The organism is Thiocystis violacea, assembly GCF_016583565.1.
In the GTDB taxonomy this organism is placed as follows: Bacteria; Pseudomonadota; Gammaproteobacteria; order Chromatiales; family Chromatiaceae; genus Thiorhodococcus; species Thiorhodococcus violaceus_A.
In genome coordinates, this window is sequence record NZ_NRRF01000007.1 from 71347 (window position 1) to 88664 (window position 17318).

Here is a 17318-nt window from a genome sequence, read left to right on the forward strand (position 1 = left end):
ATGGGCGGGCCGGATTACCTGACTAGCGTAACAGGAATTGTCACCATGTGGATGACTTTGGTCGCGGTCGAGCCCAGCAGCAGGCTCGCCAGTTCACCACGCCCGTGGGTGCCCATGATGATGGCATCGCAGGCGAGATCCGTCGCGATGCGTGCGATCGTCGGCGCGATGGCGCCGATCTCGATGTGTGCGCTGTAGGTGAGTCCGGCCTCGTCCAGCAGGGCGCGCGCGGATGCCATGTCGGCGGCACCCTCGTCCGCCTGCGTTTGGGCGATTTCCTCCTCGGTGAGAAAGCGCCGGACTTCCCAGGCGTCGATGGGTTTGCGCACATTGAGGAGGTGGATCTCCGCCAGCTCGCGACCGCGGGCCAGTTGAATCAGATGACGCACGGCACGGTCCGCGGACTCGGATCCGTCGATGGGCACGAGAAATTTGATCATGACAAAACCTCCTGACCCTGATGTGTTGCGGTAAGACCTGTTGCGTTAAGACCTGGCCTCAGCGGCCCCGCTCGAGCGCCGCGTGCACCTCCGTCGCGTGGACGAGATCCTTGTCGTGGGCCGCGGCATGAGGATGCCAGCCGAGCACGAGCATGAGCGTGGTGAATCCGACGACATAGGCGATCGGCACATGCCAGCCGTCCCTCAGCCAGGCGCCGACGGACTTCGCCTGCGGATACATGTTGGAAAGCGCGACGCCGGCCGAGCTGCCGAACCAGATCATGGAGCCGCCGAAGCCGACGGCGAAGGCCAGCACGCCCCAGTCGAAGCCGCCCTGTTGAATGGCGAGCGCGGTCAAGGGAATGTTGTCGAAGACGGCGGACACGAAGCCCAGGGTCAGCGCCGAGTACCAGGATGCCTCCGGTAGGCTCTCGACGGGCATCATGGAGGCACAGGTCACCAGGGAGAGCAGGAAGAGGCTGCCCTTGAGCGCTTCCGGCAGCAGGCGCCACTCGGGCTTGCGCGCGCGCGCGCCCACCAGAATGGCCACCCAGACGGCGGCGCCCAGGAAGGGAAAACTGTCGGCAATGGGCTTGAAGGCCGCGTTGACCACGACATTGGTCAGCACGGCTGCCGCGAGGATGCCGGCGACGATCTTCAGGCGGAGCCAGTCGATCTGGGTATCCGGCGCGGCATCGCGCTGAATGGGTGAGAAGCGGTGCTGCTGGATCGCCGCCGGAATGCCGAAGACGAGCAAGGTCGCGCCGGCCGCGACATAGGCGTGCACCACGTCCAGTGGCGCGATGCCGGAGATCCACATCATGGTCGTGGTGGTGTCCCCCACGACGCTGCCCGCGCCGCCCGCGTTCGAGGCCGCAACGATGGCGGCGAGGTAGCCGATATGGACGCGATAGCGGAAGACGATCGCGGCGATGGTGCCGCCGATCAGGGCGGCGGCGATGTTGTCCAGGAAGCTGGAGAGCACGAAGATGACGAGCAGGAGTGCCAGGCCGCCGAGCCAGCCGTCCGGGAGATAGCGCGGCAGGACCTGGGGCACGCCGCTGTCCTCGAAGTGGCGCGCCAGCAGGGCGAAACCGAGCAGGAGTCCGAGCAGGTTGGTCAGCACGACCCACTCGTGCTCCATGTGGGCGATCAACCCGCTCGTGCCCATGCCTTCATCGAAGCCGGTGAAGCCGAGCTTGTAGGCCGTGATGGCTGTCAGACCCGTCAGGGCGACCGCGAGCGTGTGGTTGTGAAAAAAGGCGACACCCAGGAGCGTCAGGGCGAAGAGAATGAACTCGGACGGAATGCCCAGGATGACGATGGCGCTCCGCTCCGGCCCGGCGATCGCCGCGAGCGGCGTCCAGAGAAGCATGGCGATCAAGGTGTAGAGGGCGGGTTGACGCAGGCGTTGCCAGGGCGACACCCCGGCGTGAGAGGCGTTGTCGGTACGGCGGGACAGGGCGCTCAAGGGATCGACCTCACGAGGTACTGGCGGCCAAAGGGACCTCGGCACGGGCGAGCGACCACCCGAGGTCGAGGCATCACGGGGCTTGCGGCCCCAAGACAAACAGGTGTCAAGGGCGAGGCATGCGCGAATCTCTGGATGTCGGGCGCGGCTCAGCGCGCCGATGCGACCGGCGGTTAGCGGGTCACTGGCCGGGCGTGCGCTCGTCCGGATTGGACGGCGCGGGCGAGGGTCCGGGCGCGGTGGGGCGGGGCGAAGACGTGCTGGCCGTCTTCGGAGTGTCCTCGAGAATGGTTTCCAGGGGATTCGCGCGCGCTTGGTGGTCGAGGATCTTCTTCAGCTCCTCGGCCTTGAGTTCGCGGTCGATCTCATGCTTGACGCTTGCGAGTGTCCTGCGCGCGCGCCCGAGCCACATGCCGGCGATGCGCGCAACCTTCGGAAGCCGTTCGGGGCCGATCACGACCAGCGCGACGACCCCGATCAGCAGCAACTCTTGGAAGCCAACGTCGAACATGGCGCTGTGGTCCGCGGTTAGTCCGAACCCTTGCTCGATGCGTGCTTGGTCGCTTGCGCGGGATCGGGCTCATGGGTGCGCTTGGCATCGGCGCCGCTCAGGGAGGCCGGCTCGCTGGATTCGTCCTCGTCCTTGTCGGGGTTGGACATGGAGCTTCGGAAGCCCCTGATCGCCTCGCCGAGGTCCGAGCCGATATTCTTCAGTCGCTTGGTGCCGAACAGCAGCACGACGATCACCAGGATGATCAAAAGCTGCCAGATGCTGATGCCGCCGACTCCCATGGGTTTCTCCGCTTCTTGTCCGTCGTTTTTCGGGCCGATCGCTCGCTTGGGGGATTTCAACCATACCGTGGTTGCGGTTGGTCGATGCCAAGCGGGATCGCGGTTGCCAAGTTCGCGATCATAACCGAAGCCGTTTCAGCCCGAAAGCGGCACCGATTGACCGGCGTGCGCCGGACCTGCGCACCGGGCGGGCGTTTACGCGAAGGCCGAGTTGGGCGATCATCCAGCGCTCGTTCGAGAATCGACGGCTGGCGGACTGCGGACTCATCTCAATTGCGGATTCACCTCATCAGTGTGGGACGGCGGATGCCGGGCTGGGTCGAGGCGGGGTATGCCGAATATGCCAAGCGTCTGCCTCCCGAGTGCGGCCTGACGCTCGTTGAAGTGGAGCCGGTCAGGCGGACCAAGTCGGGCTCGACCAGCCAGGCGCGCGAGGAGGAGGGTCGCCGCATCCTCAAGTCCGTGCCGAAGGGGGCGGCCGTCATCGCCCTGGACGAGCGCGGACAATCCTGGAGTACCGAGGCGTTGGCGGCGCAGCTGCGAGCTTGGCTCGCCGATGGACGCGACCGCGCCTTGCTCGTCGGCGGCGCCGATGGGCTCGCGCCCGACTGCCTCGCGCGCGGCGAGCGGCGTTGGGCGCTGTCAGCACTCACCTTTCCGCACCCGCTGGTGCGGGTCATCATCGCCGAGCAGCTCTATCGCGCCTGGAGCCTGACTCAGGGTCATCCCTATCACAGGGGCGGCTGAGGGGGCATCGGTCGACGACAGTCAAGGCGCCTGGGACGAGACGAATGCGCGACGCCGACCATGATCTCTATCTTGCCTCCCGTTCGCCGCGCCGTGGCGAGCTCTTGGCTCAGATTGGCGTGCGCTTCAGTGTCAGGGCGGCCGACACCGACGAGACTCCCCGCGCCGGGGAGTCCCCCGAGGCTTACGTCAGGCGTGTCGCCCTGGACAAGGCGCGGGTCGTCAGCGATCAGCTCGGCGCCGCGGGGCAAGCGCCCGTGCTGGCGGCGGACACGGCGGTCGTATTGGGGGAGCGCATCCTCGGCAAGCCGCGTGACGAGGCGGATGCTCGCGAGATGATGCGGGCACTCTCTGGTTGCACGCACCGCGTCTTGACGGCGGTCGCCGTGCTCTCTGAGGGTCGCGCCTGGACCGATCTCAGCGATAGTCGCGTGACCTTCAGGTGCATCGACGAGGACGAGATGCGGCGCTATTGGCAGACGGGCGAGCCTCGCGATAAGGCCGGCGGCTATGCCATTCAGGGGCTCGGTGCGCTCTTCGTCGCCGATCTGCGGGGCAGCTACTCGGGCGTGATGGGGCTGCCGTTGTTCGAGACCGGGCGTCTCCTCGCGCGTGCCGGTCTGCGCCTGACGTGATGCGGTTGGCGCGGCGCTGTCGCGCCGTGTCTGTGGCGGGCTGTGCGTTCGGCGAGGCGCTCGGCGAAACTATAAGAATGGAAACTGAGTCGATGGTCTTGTGAGCGAAGAAATCCTAATCAACGTCACCCCGCCGGAGACACGGGTCGCCGTGGTCGAGAACGGCGTGGTGCAAGAGATCATCATCGAGCGTGCCGAGCGCTGCGGCCTGGTCGGGAGCATCTACAAGGGCCGCATCTGCCGCGTCCTGCCCGGCATGCAGGCGGCCTTCGTCGACATCGGCCTGGAGCGGGCGGCCTTCCTGCATGCCTCCGATATCCTCGGGCCTCAGGGCGAGTCGCGTGGCGATCAGATCCACGAACTGGTGCACGAAGGCGACATGATCGTGGTCCAGGTGGTCAAGGACCCGCTTGGGACCAAGGGTGCGCGCCTCACGACCAACATCTCCATCGCCTCGCGCTATCTCGTCTGCATGCCGGCACTGGGCAGCACCGGCGTTTCCCAGAAGATCGAGGACGAGGAGGAGCGTCGTCGCCTGCGCGACATCCTGCAGCGCTATGTCGAGGCCCATGAGGGCGAGGGCGGCTTCATTGCGCGCACGGCGGCCGAGGCCGTTCAAGAGGAGGCGCTGCTCAAGGACATGGCCTTCCTCGCCAAGCTGTGGCGCGGCGTCAAGGATCGCTGCGCCCTGGTCAACAGCGTCGGTCTCATCCACGACGACCTGCCGCTCGCCCTGCGCGCCCTGCGCGATCTGGTCACGCCCGAGGTCGAGCGCATCCGCATCGACTCCCGTGCCATGGTCGACAAGGCGGTCCCCTTCGCCGGCAAGTACATCCCGGAGATCAAGGGGCGCATCGAGTACTACCAGGGCGAGCGCCCGCTGTTCGATCTCTACGGCGTCGAGGACGAGATCAAGAAGGCCCTGCATCGCAAGGTGAGTCTCAAGTCCGGCGGTCATCTGGTCATCGACCAGACCGAGGCCATGACCACCATCGACATCAACACGGGCGCCTTCGTCGGGCATCGCAATCTCGAGGAGACGATCTTCAAGACCAACCTGGAAGCGGCTCAGGCGATCTGCCGCCAGCTGCGGCTGCGCAACCTCGGCGGCATTATCATCATCGATTTCATCGATATGACCGAGGACGAGCACAAGCGCCAGGTGCTGCGTGCCCTGGAGAAGTGCCTCGCGCGCGATCACGCCAAGACGCACATCACCGAGGTGTCGTCGCTCGGCCTGGTGGAGATGACCCGCAAGCGCACCCGCGAGTCGCTCGAGCATGTCCTCTGCGAGCCCTGTCCCTGCTGTGGCGGACGCGGCTCCATCAAGACGGCGGAGACCACCTGCTATGAGATCTTCCGCGAGATCCTGCGCGAGTCGCGCCAGTTCGAGGTCGAGACCCTGCTCGTGCTGGCCTCCCAAGAGGTGATCGACCGGCTGCTCGATGAGGAATCCGCGCATCTGGCGGAGCTGGAGGAATTCATCGGTCGCCCCATCCGTCTCCAGGCCGAGGCGCTCTACACCCAGGAGCAGTACGACGTCGTCCTGATCTGAGGCACGCACTCGGCGACTTGCCTTGTTTGGGGCGAGGTAGCACATCAAGGAAAGCGGGGCGTTTTCCGATCGGGATCGAATCCCCGAAAATGCCCGTTTCTGTCCTCCAACGCTAAATGCCTGGGCTGATGCCTTTCCTCAACCGCTTAGCGGCCTATTCGCTTCGCCTCGCACTCCTCATCCTGGTCAGCGCCGCGCTCCTGGTCAGCGTGCTCCGCTTCGTCCAACCGCTGGCGAACGGGTTTCGGGGGGAGTTGGCCCAGATCCTGAGCCAGCGCCTGGGCTATCAGGTGTCCATCGGTGCCTTGCGGCTGGGTTCGACCGGTTTCGAACCGCGCATCACCCTGGAGCGGGTTCGGCTCTCCAAGCCCGATGATGGCGAGGTCGCCTTGAGTCTGAGCGCGATGGAGCTGGATCTGAACCTGCCGGCCTCGATCTGGACGCGGGCGCCACAGTTCGACGCCTTCACCCTGATCGGTGCGCGACTGGTGATCGAACGCTTCGCGGACGGGCATCTGCGGATCGTCGGCCTCGGGGCCTTGCGCAGCGATGATCCGCGGGCGCTCGATCTCTTCCTGGGGCAGGGTCGCTTGAATCTCGCCGACAGCGAGGTGCTCTACGTCGACCACAACCTGGGCGGCAAGGTCGCCCGTCTGGTCGGTATCCGTCTGGCGCTCGAGAATGCCGGTGACCGGCACCGCATGGAGCTGACCGCCCGACTGGTCCCTCCCGATCCGATTGTCAGCCAGGCGCCGGATCCGGATCCGGATCCGGACCCAGTGCCCGACGAACGTCGCGTGGATGAGGGCAACCACATCAAGCTGGTTGCGTCCCTTGACGGTCCGCCATCGGATCCCTCGTCTTGGAGCGGCGGGCTCTATGTGAAGCTGGATGCGCGCAACCTCGGGCTTCTGGTGCCGGCCGCGCGGCTGAAGGAGGTCCAGCTGGATACCCGAGGCGTCGCCCTGGAGACCTGGCTGCGCATCGAGCGAGGCGGGCTGCTGCAGTCCATTGCACGGGTGGCGCTGGATGATGTGGCGCTGACGCCGCCGCGTTCCGAGGGCGATGGGGTCGTGGCGGATGGCGCTCGGGCGAGACAGCGGTTCGAGCGGCTGCGTGCCCTGGTGCGGGCGCGGCATCTCGCCGCTGGGTGGCAAGTGCAGGTGGCCGGACTCGATGTGAGTCTGAACGCCGTCCAGGTCGCGGGCCTCGACCTGGATCTGCGTCTTTCGCATGCCTGGCGGCTGGCCGGCCTGGGCCTGACCGCGGCTCGCCTCGACCTGGCCGACCTGGCGAGACTGTCGCAGACCAGCCCGTGGCCGGTGCCTGGGCAGGTCGACGCATTGATCGAACACCATCCCCGGGGGCAGGTGAGCGATCTGGCCCTCGGGGTCGCGCCGCCCGCCGCGACTGACGGCGATGCCGGTTGGCGTTGGACCTTGTCGGCGCGCTTCGAAGCGCTTGGCCTGGATCAGAAGGCGCGCCTTCCGGGCTTCGAGGGGTTGAATGGGGTGCTGTCCGCCGACCAGGACGGCGGTGAGCTGCGGCTCGCTTCCGAGCGGATGTCGCTCGACCTGAACCCCCTCTTCACCCTGCCGATCGCCCTGAGCCAACTCAGTGGGCAGCTCGACTGGCAACGCGCCGCCGCTGGGGGCTGGCACCTCTCTGCGCATGACATCGCCCTGGAGAACGCCGATCTCGCCGGCCGGGCGCAGCTTTCGCTCGACCTTCCGGCCGATGGCGCGAGTCCCTTCATGGATCTGCGCGCGAATTTCCACGACGCGGACGCCGCGCAGACGCGCACCTATCTGCCTGCGGGCGCCATGGCGCCCGAGCTTTTGGCGTGGCTGGAGGAGTCGATCGTCGCTGGGCGGGTGACGCAAGGCGATGTCATCTTCCGCGGCGCGCTCGCGGACTATCCCTTCCGCAAGAATCAAGGACGTTTCGAGCTGCTGATCGGATTCGAGGATCTGCGGTTGGCCTACCAGAAGGGCTGGCCACCGCTCGAGTCCGCCTCTGGGTCGCTGCGTTTCTTCAACCAGGGTCTGACGATCCGGGTCGATCGCGGCCGCATCTACGATAGCGCCTTCTCGGACGGTCTGGCCCAGTTGCCGGATCTGTGGGTCCCGCGGTCGCTGCGGATTCACGGTGAGGCGCGGGGGCCCTTCAGCGACGGTTTGCGCACCTTGATCGAGACACCCTTGGCCAAGGATCTTGGACACCTGGCGCAGATCCTGACTGTGAGCGGTGAATCGCGCTTGGCCCTGGATATCGATCTGCCCTTCCAGAAGGATGCGGCACTCGGCGTCTCCGGTCGCTTGAGCTGGCCGGCCCCGGCGACACTGGGTCTCGCGGGCACGCCCGTCGAACTCTCCGCGCTCGATGGCAGCCTCGGCTTCACCGAGAAGAGCCTGGAGGCGAAGGCCATCCGCGCGCAGCTCTGGGGGCGCCCCTTGACCCTGTCCATCGCGACCGAGGGTATCGGCGATCCGGACACCTCCATCACGCGGATCGAGGCGCGCGCCCAGACCCCGGTCACGGCACTGGCGGAGCGTTTTCCCACCGACGCCTGGCGGTTCGTCAAGGGGAAGGTGGACTGGGCGCTCGCGGTGACCCTGCACAACCGCGATGTCAACCAGCAGACGATGCCCCTGGACTTCCAGCTCTCTTCGCCATTGCGAGGGGTCGCGCTCACGCTGCCCGCGCCTCTCGGGAAGCCGGCTGCCGCGGCGCGCGACCTGGAGATCCGCGGCACCTTGGTTCCGGCCCAGTCCCTGGCGGTCACGGGGCATCTGGGCGATCTCGGGGCAAACCTGCGCTTCGCTCTCAGTCCCCAGGCCAAGCGCCTGCTCGGTGGGCGCATCAGGCTGGGTGATCGAGCAGCGCCCGAGCCGGACGCCGGTGCGCTGGTGCTCGAGGGTCAACTCGCGGAGCTGGACCTGGGGCCATGGATCACCTGGCTCGACGCTGTCGGGAAAGACCTGGACTCCGGTGCCGACAGCGTCTCCGACACCACCTTTGGCCTCGATCTGCACGTCGACCGGCTCAAGCTCGGCGGAATGGAGCTGACTAATGCGGCCTTGGATGCGGGTCCGCTGCGCGAGGGCTGGCAAGTCAGGGTGCGTGCCACGGAGCTTGCCGGACGCGTCTCTGTCGCCCCGAAGGCGCAGGCCCGCCCGCTGGGCATTGATCTGGATCGCCTGGATCTCAAGGCCCTCGGGGGACGACCAGAGGCGAAGGCGCCGAAGAAGACGGACGCCGATGACATGGCGAAGATCCCGTCCTTGGATCTGCGCGCCAAGGCGCTGAGCTGGGGCGATCTGCGGCTGGGGACGCTGGAGCTGTCGGTGCGCCAGGATGCGTCCGGGATGCGCATCCCACGGGTTGCGCTCGCTGGCCCAGGGCTGGTCACGCTGCAGGGCGAAGGCGCCTGGACGCGCGGCGTCGGCGGTGGGCGCAGCCATGTGGAGCTGCGCCTTGGCGCGCCGGACCTGGGGCGTCTGATCACCGCGCTGGACAAGAAGACAGCACTCGAAGCCAAGGACGCCTCGGCCAAGGTGGATCTCAGCTGGCCGGGCTCGCTGAGCGAGGCCGGGCTGCTGCGCTCGAACGGCTCCATCGATCTCAAGGTCGGAGCGGGGCGGTTCCTCGCGGTCGAGCCTGGTGTGGGGCGTGTGCTCGGCTTCCTCAACTTCAGTGCCCTCGGTCGCCGACTCGCGCTGGATTTCAGCGACCTCTATGGTCAGGGATTCGCGTTCGAAGGTGTCTCCGGGCGCCTGTCGCTCGGCCAGGGCAAGGCCCGCTTCGACGACTTCCTCATCGATGGGACCGCGGGCAAGGTGATGGTGACTGGATCGACCGATCTGGCCACCGAGCGGTTCGATCAGACCGTCACGGTCGAGCCCAAGCTGGGCTCCAGCGTCGCCTTGGCCAGCGCTGTCGCCGGAGGCCCCGTAATCGGTGCGGCGGTCTATCTGGTCGACCGGGTGGCGGGCAATCCGATCGATCGCCTGGGGCGCTACCAGTACAAGGTCACGGGTCCCTGGGGCGACCCGGAGATGACGCGGATCGGTTGGGATCCCCTGGCGAGTCAGCCCAAGTCGCCCGCGGCGGCCGATCGCGCCAGAGAAGCCCGCAAGCCCACCAACCATTTTCTGGATCTGGAATGAGCTTCCGGTTTCGGGTGTGCCGCTCTGGTGGTATGGTTGCAACAGTTACGCGGCCTCTGTCGGTCTGACGGCGGTTCATTGCTCGCCCCAAGCCTTGGCAGCGCAACGAGCAGGAGGTGGCTCAGCGCGCCCGAGGATGCGCGCTTGATCCGCGGCTCCGTGAGCAGGATTGGTTAGCGAGTGCTATGAAAGACAAACAGAAGATCGGGGCGGTGCAGATGGCGACCGGCCCCAACGTGAGTGCAAATCTCTTCGAGGCGGAGCGGCTGATCAAGGAGGCGAGCGACGACGGCGCCCGCCTGGTCGTGCTCCCCGAGAATTTCGCCTTCATGGGCAAGGCCGACCAGGATCAGCTCAAGGTGCGTGAGGCGGACGGGGATGGACCTCTGCAGTCCTTCCTCGCGCGCATCTCAAAGCAGCTGGGTATCTGGCTGGTCGGTGGGACCATTCCGCTGGCCGCGAGCGATCCCGATAAGGTCCGTTCGGCCTGTCTGGTGTTCGACGACAAGGGCGAGCGCGTTGCGCGCTACGACAAGATCCACCTCTTCGACGTCAATCTGCCCGGCGTCGATGAGCGCTACCACGAGTCCGCCATCATCGAGGCAGGCAGCGAAGTGGTCGTGCTCGACAGCCCCTTCGGTCGGCTGGGCGTGGCCGTTTGCTACGATCTGCGTTTCCCGGAGATGTTTCGCCAGATGCTGGATGGCGGGGTCGAGATCCTGGCGATTCCGTCCGCCTTCACCGCCATCACCGGCAAGGCGCACTGGGAGCCGTTGGTGCGCGCGCGTGCCATCGAGAACCTCGCCTACGTGGTTGCGGCCGCTCAGGGCGGTTTTCACATCAACGGCCGTGAGACGCATGGGCACAGCATGGTGGTGGATCCCTGGGGCACCATTCTGGCGCAGGTCCCGCGCGGAACGGGCTACATCCGCTCGTCCATCGACCGGGAATTCCAGGACTCGGTGCGACGCAGCTTCCCCACCATCCATCACCGTCGTTTGAAATGCAGCGTCTGAGGCCGCAGTCTTCAGGAAACACGATCATTCGGCCGACTCTCAGAGTCGGCCCTTATCATTCTGGCGAGTTCTCAGGCCCCAATCATGACTGACCCCATTGCCATCGCCCGCGACAGCATCCTCGCACCGGCCGGACTCGCCGAATCGGATCTCGATCGTCTGCTCGGGAGCCTGACCAGCGCCTCCATCGACGCCGCAGACATCTATTTCCAGTACAGCCGGCTGCAGTCCTGGGTGCTGGAGGACGGCATCCTCAAGGACGGCAGCTTCAGCATCGAGCAGGGCGCCGGTCTGCGCGCCGTGAGCGGCGAGAAGACCGGATTCGCCTACTCCGACGAGTTGCAGTTCCCCGCGCTGGCCCAGGCCGCCGAGGCGGCCAGGGCGATCGCGCGCGGGGGGCAGGACGGGCGGGTGAAAGTGGGTAGGGCGCCGATGCAGCGGCGGCTCTACGAGCCACTCAATCCGATCGAGAGCCTGCCCGATAAGGAAAAGGTCGCGCTCTTGCAACGCGTCGACGCGGAGGCCAGGCGCCAGGATCCGCGCGTGCGCGAGGTCGTCGCCAGTCTGGTCGCGGTGCAGGACACGGTCATGGTGCTGGCGGACGATGGCACATTGGCCGCCGACATCCGCCCCCTGGTCCGCATGAGCGTCAGCGTCATTGCCGAGGAGAACGGACGCAGGGAGCAGGGCTCCAGTGGCGGTGGCGCGCGCGCGGATCTGGGCTACTTTCTGGTCGAGGACCGCGCGCTGGGGTTCGCGCGCGAGGCGGTGCGGCTTGCACTCACCAACCTCGACGCGGTCGAGGCCCCTGCCGGCACCATGACGGTCGTCCTGGGCGCGGGCTGGCCGGGCGTGCTGCTGCATGAGGCCATCGGTCACGGGCTCGAGGGCGATTTCAATCGCAAGGGCAGCTCCGCCTTCGCCGGGCGGATCGGCGAGCGGGTCGCCGCGAACGGCGTCACCGTCGTCGACGACGGCACCCTGCCGGGACGGCGCGGCTCGCTCAACATGGACGACGAAGGGACGCCGAGCCAGAACACCGTGCTGATCGAAGACGGCATCCTGCGCGGCTATATGCAGGACAAGCTCAACGCCCGGCTGACCGGCTCGGCACCGACCGGGAACGGCCGGCGCGAGTCTTACGCCCATCTCCCCATGCCGCGCATGACCAACACCTACATGCTGGCCGGCAGTCGAGATCCGGCGGAGATCATCGCCTCGGTCGAGAAGGGCCTCTATGCCGTCAATTTCGGCGGTGGGCAGGTGGATATCACCTCGGGCAAGTTCGTCTTCTCGGCCAGCGAGGCCTACCTCATCGAGAAGGGCAGGATCGGTCGACCGGTCAAGGGCGCGACCCTCATCGGCAATGGCCCGGACGTGCTCACCCGCGTCAGCATGATCGGCAACGACCTCAAACTCGACGAGGGTGTCGGCACCTGCGGCAAGGAGGGGCAGAGCGTCCCCGTGGGTGTCGGGCAGCCGACCTTGAAGATCGACTCCCTCACCGTCGGCGGAACCGGCAAATGAGCCAGACACCATGCCCGCCGCGGCGAATCGTACTGACAACTGACAACTGACAACTGACAACTGACAACGGATTCCATGCCTACTGCCACCATTGAAGAGACGGGCGAACGCCTGGCGCGCCTGCAAGGGATCATCGAAGACCTGCTCAAGGAGGCCGAGCGCCAGGGCGCGAGCGCGGCGGAGGCCTCTGTCGGCAGCAGCTCGGGCTTGGAGGTGAGCGTTCGACTCGGCGAGGTCGAGACGGTCGAGCACACCCGAGACAACGGCTTGGGGATCACGGTCTACTTCGGTCATCGCAAGGGCTCGGCCAGCACCTCGGACCTGAGTCCGGCGGCCGTGCGCGACGCCGTTCGAGCGGCCTGCGCCATTGCCGAGCATACGCAGGAAGACCGCTGCGCCCATCTCGCCGATCCAGATCTGCTGGCGACCGAGGTGCCGGATCTGGATCTGTGTCACCCCTGGTCGATCGAGGTGGCTCAGGCGATCGAGCTGGCGGTGGCCTGTGAGGATGCCGCGCGTGCTTATGATCCGCGCATCGTCAACTCGGAGGGTGCGAGCCTTTCGACCAGCTTCGGTCTGCATGTCGCCGGCAACAGCAATGGCTTCATGGGCGGCTACCCGACCACGCGCCACAGCTTGAACTGCGCCGTCATCGGTCAGCAGGGCGACATGATGCAGCGCGACTATTGGTGGACCACGGCACGCGCTGCCATGGATCTGGATCCGGCCCGGACGGTCGGCGAGCGGGCCGCCGAGCGGACGGTCTCGCGGCTCGGCGCGCGACGGCTCGGCACCTGCGAGGCGCCCGTACTCTTCCGTGCCGAGGTCGCGACCGGACTCTTGCGCAGCCTGGTCTCGGCGATCACGGGTTCAAACGTCTACCGACGCTCCAGCTTCCTCCTCGACCAGGTCGGAGAGCCGATCTTCCCTGACTTCGTGCGCATCTACGAGGAGCCGCATCTGCTGCGCGGCCTCGCGAGCGCGCCCTACGACGGCGATGGCGTCGTCACGCGTCCAAAGGACCTGATCAGCGCGGGGGTTCTTCAGACCTATCTTCTCGACACCTACTCCGGCTGTCGGCTCGCTCTGCCGACCACAGGCAATGCGGGCGGGGTTCGCAACCTCAGGATCGACATGGGCGAGAAGGATCGCGCGGCCATGCTGCGCGAGCTGGGTACCGGATTGCTCGTCACTGAGCTCATGGGGCATGGCGTGAATGCCGTGACCGGTGACTACTCACGCGGCGCGGCCGGCTTCTGGGTCGAGAACGGTGAGATCCAGTATCCCGTGGAGGAGATCACCATCGCGGGCAATCTCAAGGAGATGTTCGCCGGCCTGGTGGCCGTGGGTAACGACTGCGACTTCCCGGGTAGCACCCGCACCGGCTCCTGGCTGATCGATCGGATGACCATCGCCGGGGAGTAGTTGGGACGCCCGGCCCCGGCGGAACGGCGATGATCGGATCGGCCTCGGCTGGGCCGCGAAGCCCATGGTCCGGATGCGCCGATCAGGTCATGAGGCCGAGGCGCTTTTCATCCTCGCTTGGCCGCCTCTCGGGTTGCGCTGTGTTTCGCTGCGCTCCAGCCATCTACAATACGCCCTTTGCGCTGAGCCCAGCTGAGTTCGTCGATGAGCGAAATTGTCCTAATCAACGTTGCCGGCGAGGACAGGCCCGGCATCACGGCGGCCCTGACCAAGATCCTCGCCCGCTTCCACGTCCCCATTCTCGACATCGGTCAGTCGACGATCCACAACGCCTTGGCGCTGGGCCTCATGGTCGAGTTGCCGCGCGAAGGCGATGACTGCGGCGTCTTTCGCGAACTCTTGTTCTGCGCCCATGGAATGGGTCTCGATATCCGTTTCACGCCGATCAATGCGGATGACTACGAGGGCTGGGTGCTCGAACAAGGCCAGCCGCGGCACATCCTGACGCTGTTGGGCCGTGAGATCGATGCCGATCACATCGCACAGGTCGCCGCCGTGGTGGCCGAGCGCGGACTCAATGTCGATCGCATCGTGCGCCTGACCGGCCGTATCTCGCGCCGGGAGGCGCGTTCTCATCCGCTGGCCTCCGTCGAGCTGTCCGTGCGTGGTGCCGTGGAGGATCTCACCGAGCTGCACGGCGCCCTGCTGGCGCTGGGGCAGGTGATGGACGTCGACGTCTCCGTCCAGGAAGACGACATCTTCCGCCGCAACCGACGTCTGGTCTGCTTCGATATGGATTCGACCCTGATCCAGACCGAGGTCATCGACGAGCTGGCCGCCGTGGCTGGCGTCGGCGCCGAGGTGGCCGCCATCACCGAGTCCGCCATGCGCGGCGAGCTGGATTTTCAGGAGAGCTTCCGCCGCCGCATGGCCCTTTTGGAAGGCTTGGACGAGTCGGTGCTTGCGGGGATTGCCGCACGGCTCCCGATCACCGAGGGCGCGGATCGGCTCATCGCCAGCCTCAAGCGCCTCGGCTACAAGGTGGCCATCCTCTCCGGCGGCTTCACCTATTTTGCCGAGCATCTCAAGCGCCGCTTCGGGGTCGATTACGTCTATGCGAACCACCTCGAATTCCATGATGGCAAGCTCACGGGTCAGGTCTCCGGCGAGATCATCGACGGGGCGCGCAAGGCAGAACTGCTGCGCGAGATTGCCGCGCGTGAAGGCATCCATTTGGAGCAGGTCATCGCCGTCGGCGACGGCGCCAACGACCTGCCGATGCTCTCCATCGCCGGCCTCGGCATCGCCTTCCACGCCAAGCCCATCGTCACCCAGCAGGCGCGGCATTCCATCGCCAACGTCGGCCTGGACGGCATCCTCTACCTGCTCGGCATGCGCGATCGGGATGTCGAGAGCCTGAAGTCGTAACGCTCGGTCAGCAGTGAGTCGAGCGCGCTCGACTCACTGACGGCTTACCCAGTCCCAACCGGGATTGAGAAGGTCCAGAAGTTGACGACGAAGTGGGTCAGTATGCTCGCGAAATAGCCGAGCGCGATGTACTTGGTCCAGCGCAGGTGCTCGAAGAAGGTGTAGATGCCCTTGGTTTGGCCCATGAGCGCAACCCCTGCCGCCGAGCCGATCGAGAGCAGGCTGCCGCCGACACCGGCCGTGAGGGTGACCAGGAGCCACTGGCCCTGCGACATCTCCGGATTCATGGTGAGCACGGCGAACATCACCGGGATGTTGTCGACGATTGCGGAGAGGATGCCGACTAGGGTGTTGGCCACTGTCGCGCCGAGACCGACATAGACCAGCTCAGAGGCCAGCGCCAGATAACCGATGAAGCCCAGGCCGCCGACGCAGAGCACCACGCCGTAGAAGAAGAGCAGGGTGTCCCATTCGGCACGGGCGACCTTGTTGAAAATGTCGAAGGGCATGGTGTCCTCGACATTCCCCGCCTTGACAGTCGCGAGTTCGCCGGTGCGCACCAGAAAGTAGCCGAAGAACTTCAGGTAGGCGAGCCCCGTCATCATGCCGAGTACCGGCGGCAGGTGCAGGAAGCTGTGCACGCTCACGGCCGTGGCAATGGTCGCGAGGAAGAGCAGCACGATTCGCCGCGCACCGCGTTTCATAGGCGTCTGTTCCTCATGCGGCGGCGGCTTCAGGTCCGGGACCGCGCGGTACATGAAATAGGCCGGCACCAGGTAATTCACGAGCGATGGGATGAAGAGCAGGAAAAAGGCCTGGAAGTCGATGATGCCCCTCTGCCAGACCATGAGGGTGGTGATGTCGCCAAATGGACTGAAGGCACCGCCCGCATTGGCGGCGACGACGATGTTGATGCAGGCGAGGGCGACGAACCTCGGGCTCTCGATCCCTACGGCCATGACTACCGCGCACATCAATAGGGCTGTGGTGAGATTGTCCGCGACCGGGGAGATGAAGAAGGCCAGGAAGCCCGTCAGCCAGAACAGCTTTCGGTACCCGTAGCCGCCGCGCACCAGCCACCCGCGCAAGGCCTCGAAGACGTTGCGCTCTTCCATGGTGTTGATATAGGTCATGGCGACCAACAGGAAGAAGAAGAGCTCGGCGTACTCCAGGATGTTGTGCCGCAGCGCCTCGCTGACGACACGCGAATCCCCCTCGTGTGTCGTGTAGAAGTAGGCGACAAGGATCCAGATCACACCCGCCGCCAGCACGACCGGTTTTGACTTGCGCAGCTGCGTGAATTCCTCGGCCATCACCAGGCCGTAGGCCATGACGAAGATCAGGATGGCAGCGTAGCCGACCCATGAGGTTGTGAGGTCGAGGTGCGTGGCGCCGCTGGAAGCGATGGCCAGGCTCGGCATGCTGAGAGACGAGATCGAGAGCAGCAGAACGACGAGTGCTCGAGTCACCGCGGATTGCATCGAATCACCCTTTTTCGCTGGCGTGAGTTGATCAAGGACGCTGGTGCGTCCGTTCCCCTCTATTTTGCCCGCAAATGCCGCGGCTGACATCTCGGCCGGCGATCGGTTGATGCGGCCGCCCTCTCTGCGCACTGCCGAGTGGATGAGTCTCATGTGATTCCTTCCCGGCGCACCGCGCTGTCCTGCCTGTTGGGCGTCTGACTGCGATCGACCAAGATCGGGTTGTGCGCGCATTTCGTAACTCGGGCGCTTCCTGCTCAGGCTCCTCGTATTCGCGTCTTTCGTGGTGAATGCTATTGAGGCAACCTCTTTCAGGCATTCAATGGGTCTTGGAGCGGCCTCTTTCGTTTTTCATGATTCGATAAGAAGCGATTCGAACGAGTCGCTCGGTTTCTCTCTTTCGCCAATCGGCTCGTCATTTTGATTCGGCGAATACCTGAAGCGTGAATCTCCGCCGATTCCTGCTCTGCATTCTATTTATAGGTTCCCGCGCCGACGTTTGGTTTTTCATTCCCGTTTTTTATCTCGAATGAGTAGATCCTCGAACGCTTCGTCTTTGTCTTTCTTGTCGTCTTGCGTCAAAGGCGGGCACTCATTGTGGTCTGTTACTGAGTCGTCGGGTGTGTTCTGTG

13 protein-coding genes are annotated in these 17318 nt (G+C 65.6%); 8 read left to right on the plus strand and 5 right to left on the minus strand.

Annotation, left to right across the window (positions count from 1 at the left end; all coding sequences use genetic code 11):
* Positions 1-14: 14 nt before the first annotated feature.
* From CKO23_RS04750 to tatA, 4 genes are all read right to left on the minus strand, one after another.
* The gene (locus CKO23_RS04750) at positions 15-440 is read right to left on the minus strand and encodes a universal stress protein (RefSeq protein WP_200328616.1); all 426 of its coding nucleotides are present in this window, start codon (positions 438-440) and stop codon (positions 15-17) included.
* 58 nt (positions 441-498) lie between these two features.
* Positions 499-1911: a citrate transporter gene (locus CKO23_RS04755; RefSeq protein ID WP_207168432.1), complete on the minus strand. Its 1413-nt coding sequence runs from the start codon at positions 1909-1911 to the stop codon at positions 499-501.
* Between the two features lie 181 nt (positions 1912-2092).
* Positions 2093-2422: a Sec-independent protein translocase protein TatB gene (gene tatB / locus CKO23_RS04760; RefSeq protein ID WP_200328618.1), complete on the minus strand. Its 330-nt coding sequence runs from the start codon at positions 2420-2422 to the stop codon at positions 2093-2095.
* A 17-nt stretch (positions 2423-2439) separates the two neighbouring features.
* Entirely contained in the window at positions 2440-2703 is a 264-nt protein-coding gene (gene tatA / locus CKO23_RS04765) for a twin-arginine translocase TatA/TatE family subunit (protein ID WP_200328619.1), read from the minus strand.
* Between the two features lie 273 nt (positions 2704-2976).
* On the opposite strand from tatA, the gene rlmH reads away from it, so the two are divergent.
* From rlmH to serB, 8 genes are all read left to right on the plus strand, one after another.
* Complete coding sequence (rlmH, locus tag CKO23_RS04770) at positions 2977-3450, plus strand: 23S rRNA (pseudouridine(1915)-N(3))-methyltransferase RlmH (RefSeq protein ID WP_200328620.1); 474 nt, start codon at positions 2977-2979, stop codon at positions 3448-3450.
* A 44-nt stretch (positions 3451-3494) separates the two neighbouring features.
* On the plus strand, positions 3495-4085 hold the full coding sequence (locus tag CKO23_RS04775; RefSeq protein ID WP_200328621.1) for a Maf family protein: 591 nt from the start codon (positions 3495-3497) through the stop codon (positions 4083-4085).
* A 100-nt stretch (positions 4086-4185) separates the two neighbouring features.
* Entirely contained in the window at positions 4186-5640 is a 1455-nt protein-coding gene (gene rng, locus CKO23_RS04780; protein ID WP_200328622.1) for a ribonuclease G, read from the plus strand.
* Positions 5641-5768: 128 nt separating this feature from the next.
* A complete protein-coding gene (locus tag CKO23_RS04785) occupies positions 5769-9809 on the plus strand; it encodes a YhdP family protein (protein WP_200328623.1) in 4041 nt (1346 codons plus the stop codon).
* Positions 9810-9994: 185 nt separating this feature from the next.
* Positions 9995-10825, plus strand: coding sequence for a carbon-nitrogen hydrolase family protein (locus CKO23_RS04790; protein WP_200328624.1), 831 nt, complete (start codon positions 9995-9997; stop codon positions 10823-10825).
* An 84-nt stretch (positions 10826-10909) separates the two neighbouring features.
* A complete protein-coding gene (gene tldD / locus CKO23_RS04795; protein ID WP_200328625.1) occupies positions 10910-12352 on the plus strand; it encodes a metalloprotease TldD in 1443 nt (480 codons plus the stop codon).
* Between the two features lie 75 nt (positions 12353-12427).
* A complete protein-coding gene (pmbA, locus tag CKO23_RS04800; RefSeq protein ID WP_200328626.1) occupies positions 12428-13777 on the plus strand; it encodes a metalloprotease PmbA in 1350 nt (449 codons plus the stop codon).
* 204 nt (positions 13778-13981) lie between these two features.
* Positions 13982-15205 carry a phosphoserine phosphatase SerB gene (gene serB, locus CKO23_RS04805; protein WP_200328627.1) on the plus strand — a complete coding sequence of 408 codons (1224 nt, stop codon included), beginning with the start codon at positions 13982-13984 and terminating at the stop codon, positions 15203-15205.
* Positions 15206-15249: 44 nt separating this feature from the next.
* Here the strand turns inward: serB and nhaD are convergent, their stop codons facing one another.
* Positions 15250-16686 (minus strand): sodium:proton antiporter NhaD, encoded by a 1437-nt coding sequence (gene nhaD / locus CKO23_RS04810; RefSeq protein WP_200328628.1) that lies wholly within the window; start codon positions 16684-16686, stop codon positions 15250-15252.
* Positions 16687-17318: the final 632 nt, after the last annotated feature.

Coding starts and splice junctions, on each gene's coding strand:
- CKO23_RS04750 (WP_200328616.1), bottom strand. CDS start 440: ATGATCAAATTTCTCGTGCCCATCGACGGATCCGAGTCCGCGGACCGT.
- pmbA (WP_200328626.1), top strand. CDS start 12,428: ATGCCTACTGCCACCATTGAAGAGACGGGCGAACGCCTGGCGCGCCTG.
- nhaD (WP_200328628.1), bottom strand. CDS start 16,686: ATGCAATCCGCGGTGACTCGAGCACTCGTCGTTCTGCTGCTCTCGATC.
- tatB (WP_200328618.1), bottom strand. CDS start 2,422: ATGTTCGACGTTGGCTTCCAAGAGTTGCTGCTGATCGGGGTCGTCGCG.
- CKO23_RS04790 (WP_200328624.1), top strand. CDS start 9,995: ATGAAAGACAAACAGAAGATCGGGGCGGTGCAGATGGCGACCGGCCCC.
- CKO23_RS04775 (WP_200328621.1), top strand. CDS start 3,495: ATGCGCGACGCCGACCATGATCTCTATCTTGCCTCCCGTTCGCCGCGC.
- tatA (WP_200328619.1), bottom strand. CDS start 2,703: ATGGGAGTCGGCGGCATCAGCATCTGGCAGCTTTTGATCATCCTGGTG.
- tldD (WP_200328625.1), top strand. CDS start 10,910: ATGACTGACCCCATTGCCATCGCCCGCGACAGCATCCTCGCACCGGCC.
- serB (WP_200328627.1), top strand. CDS start 13,982: ATGAGCGAAATTGTCCTAATCAACGTTGCCGGCGAGGACAGGCCCGGC.
- CKO23_RS04785 (WP_200328623.1), top strand. CDS start 5,769: ATGCCTTTCCTCAACCGCTTAGCGGCCTATTCGCTTCGCCTCGCACTC.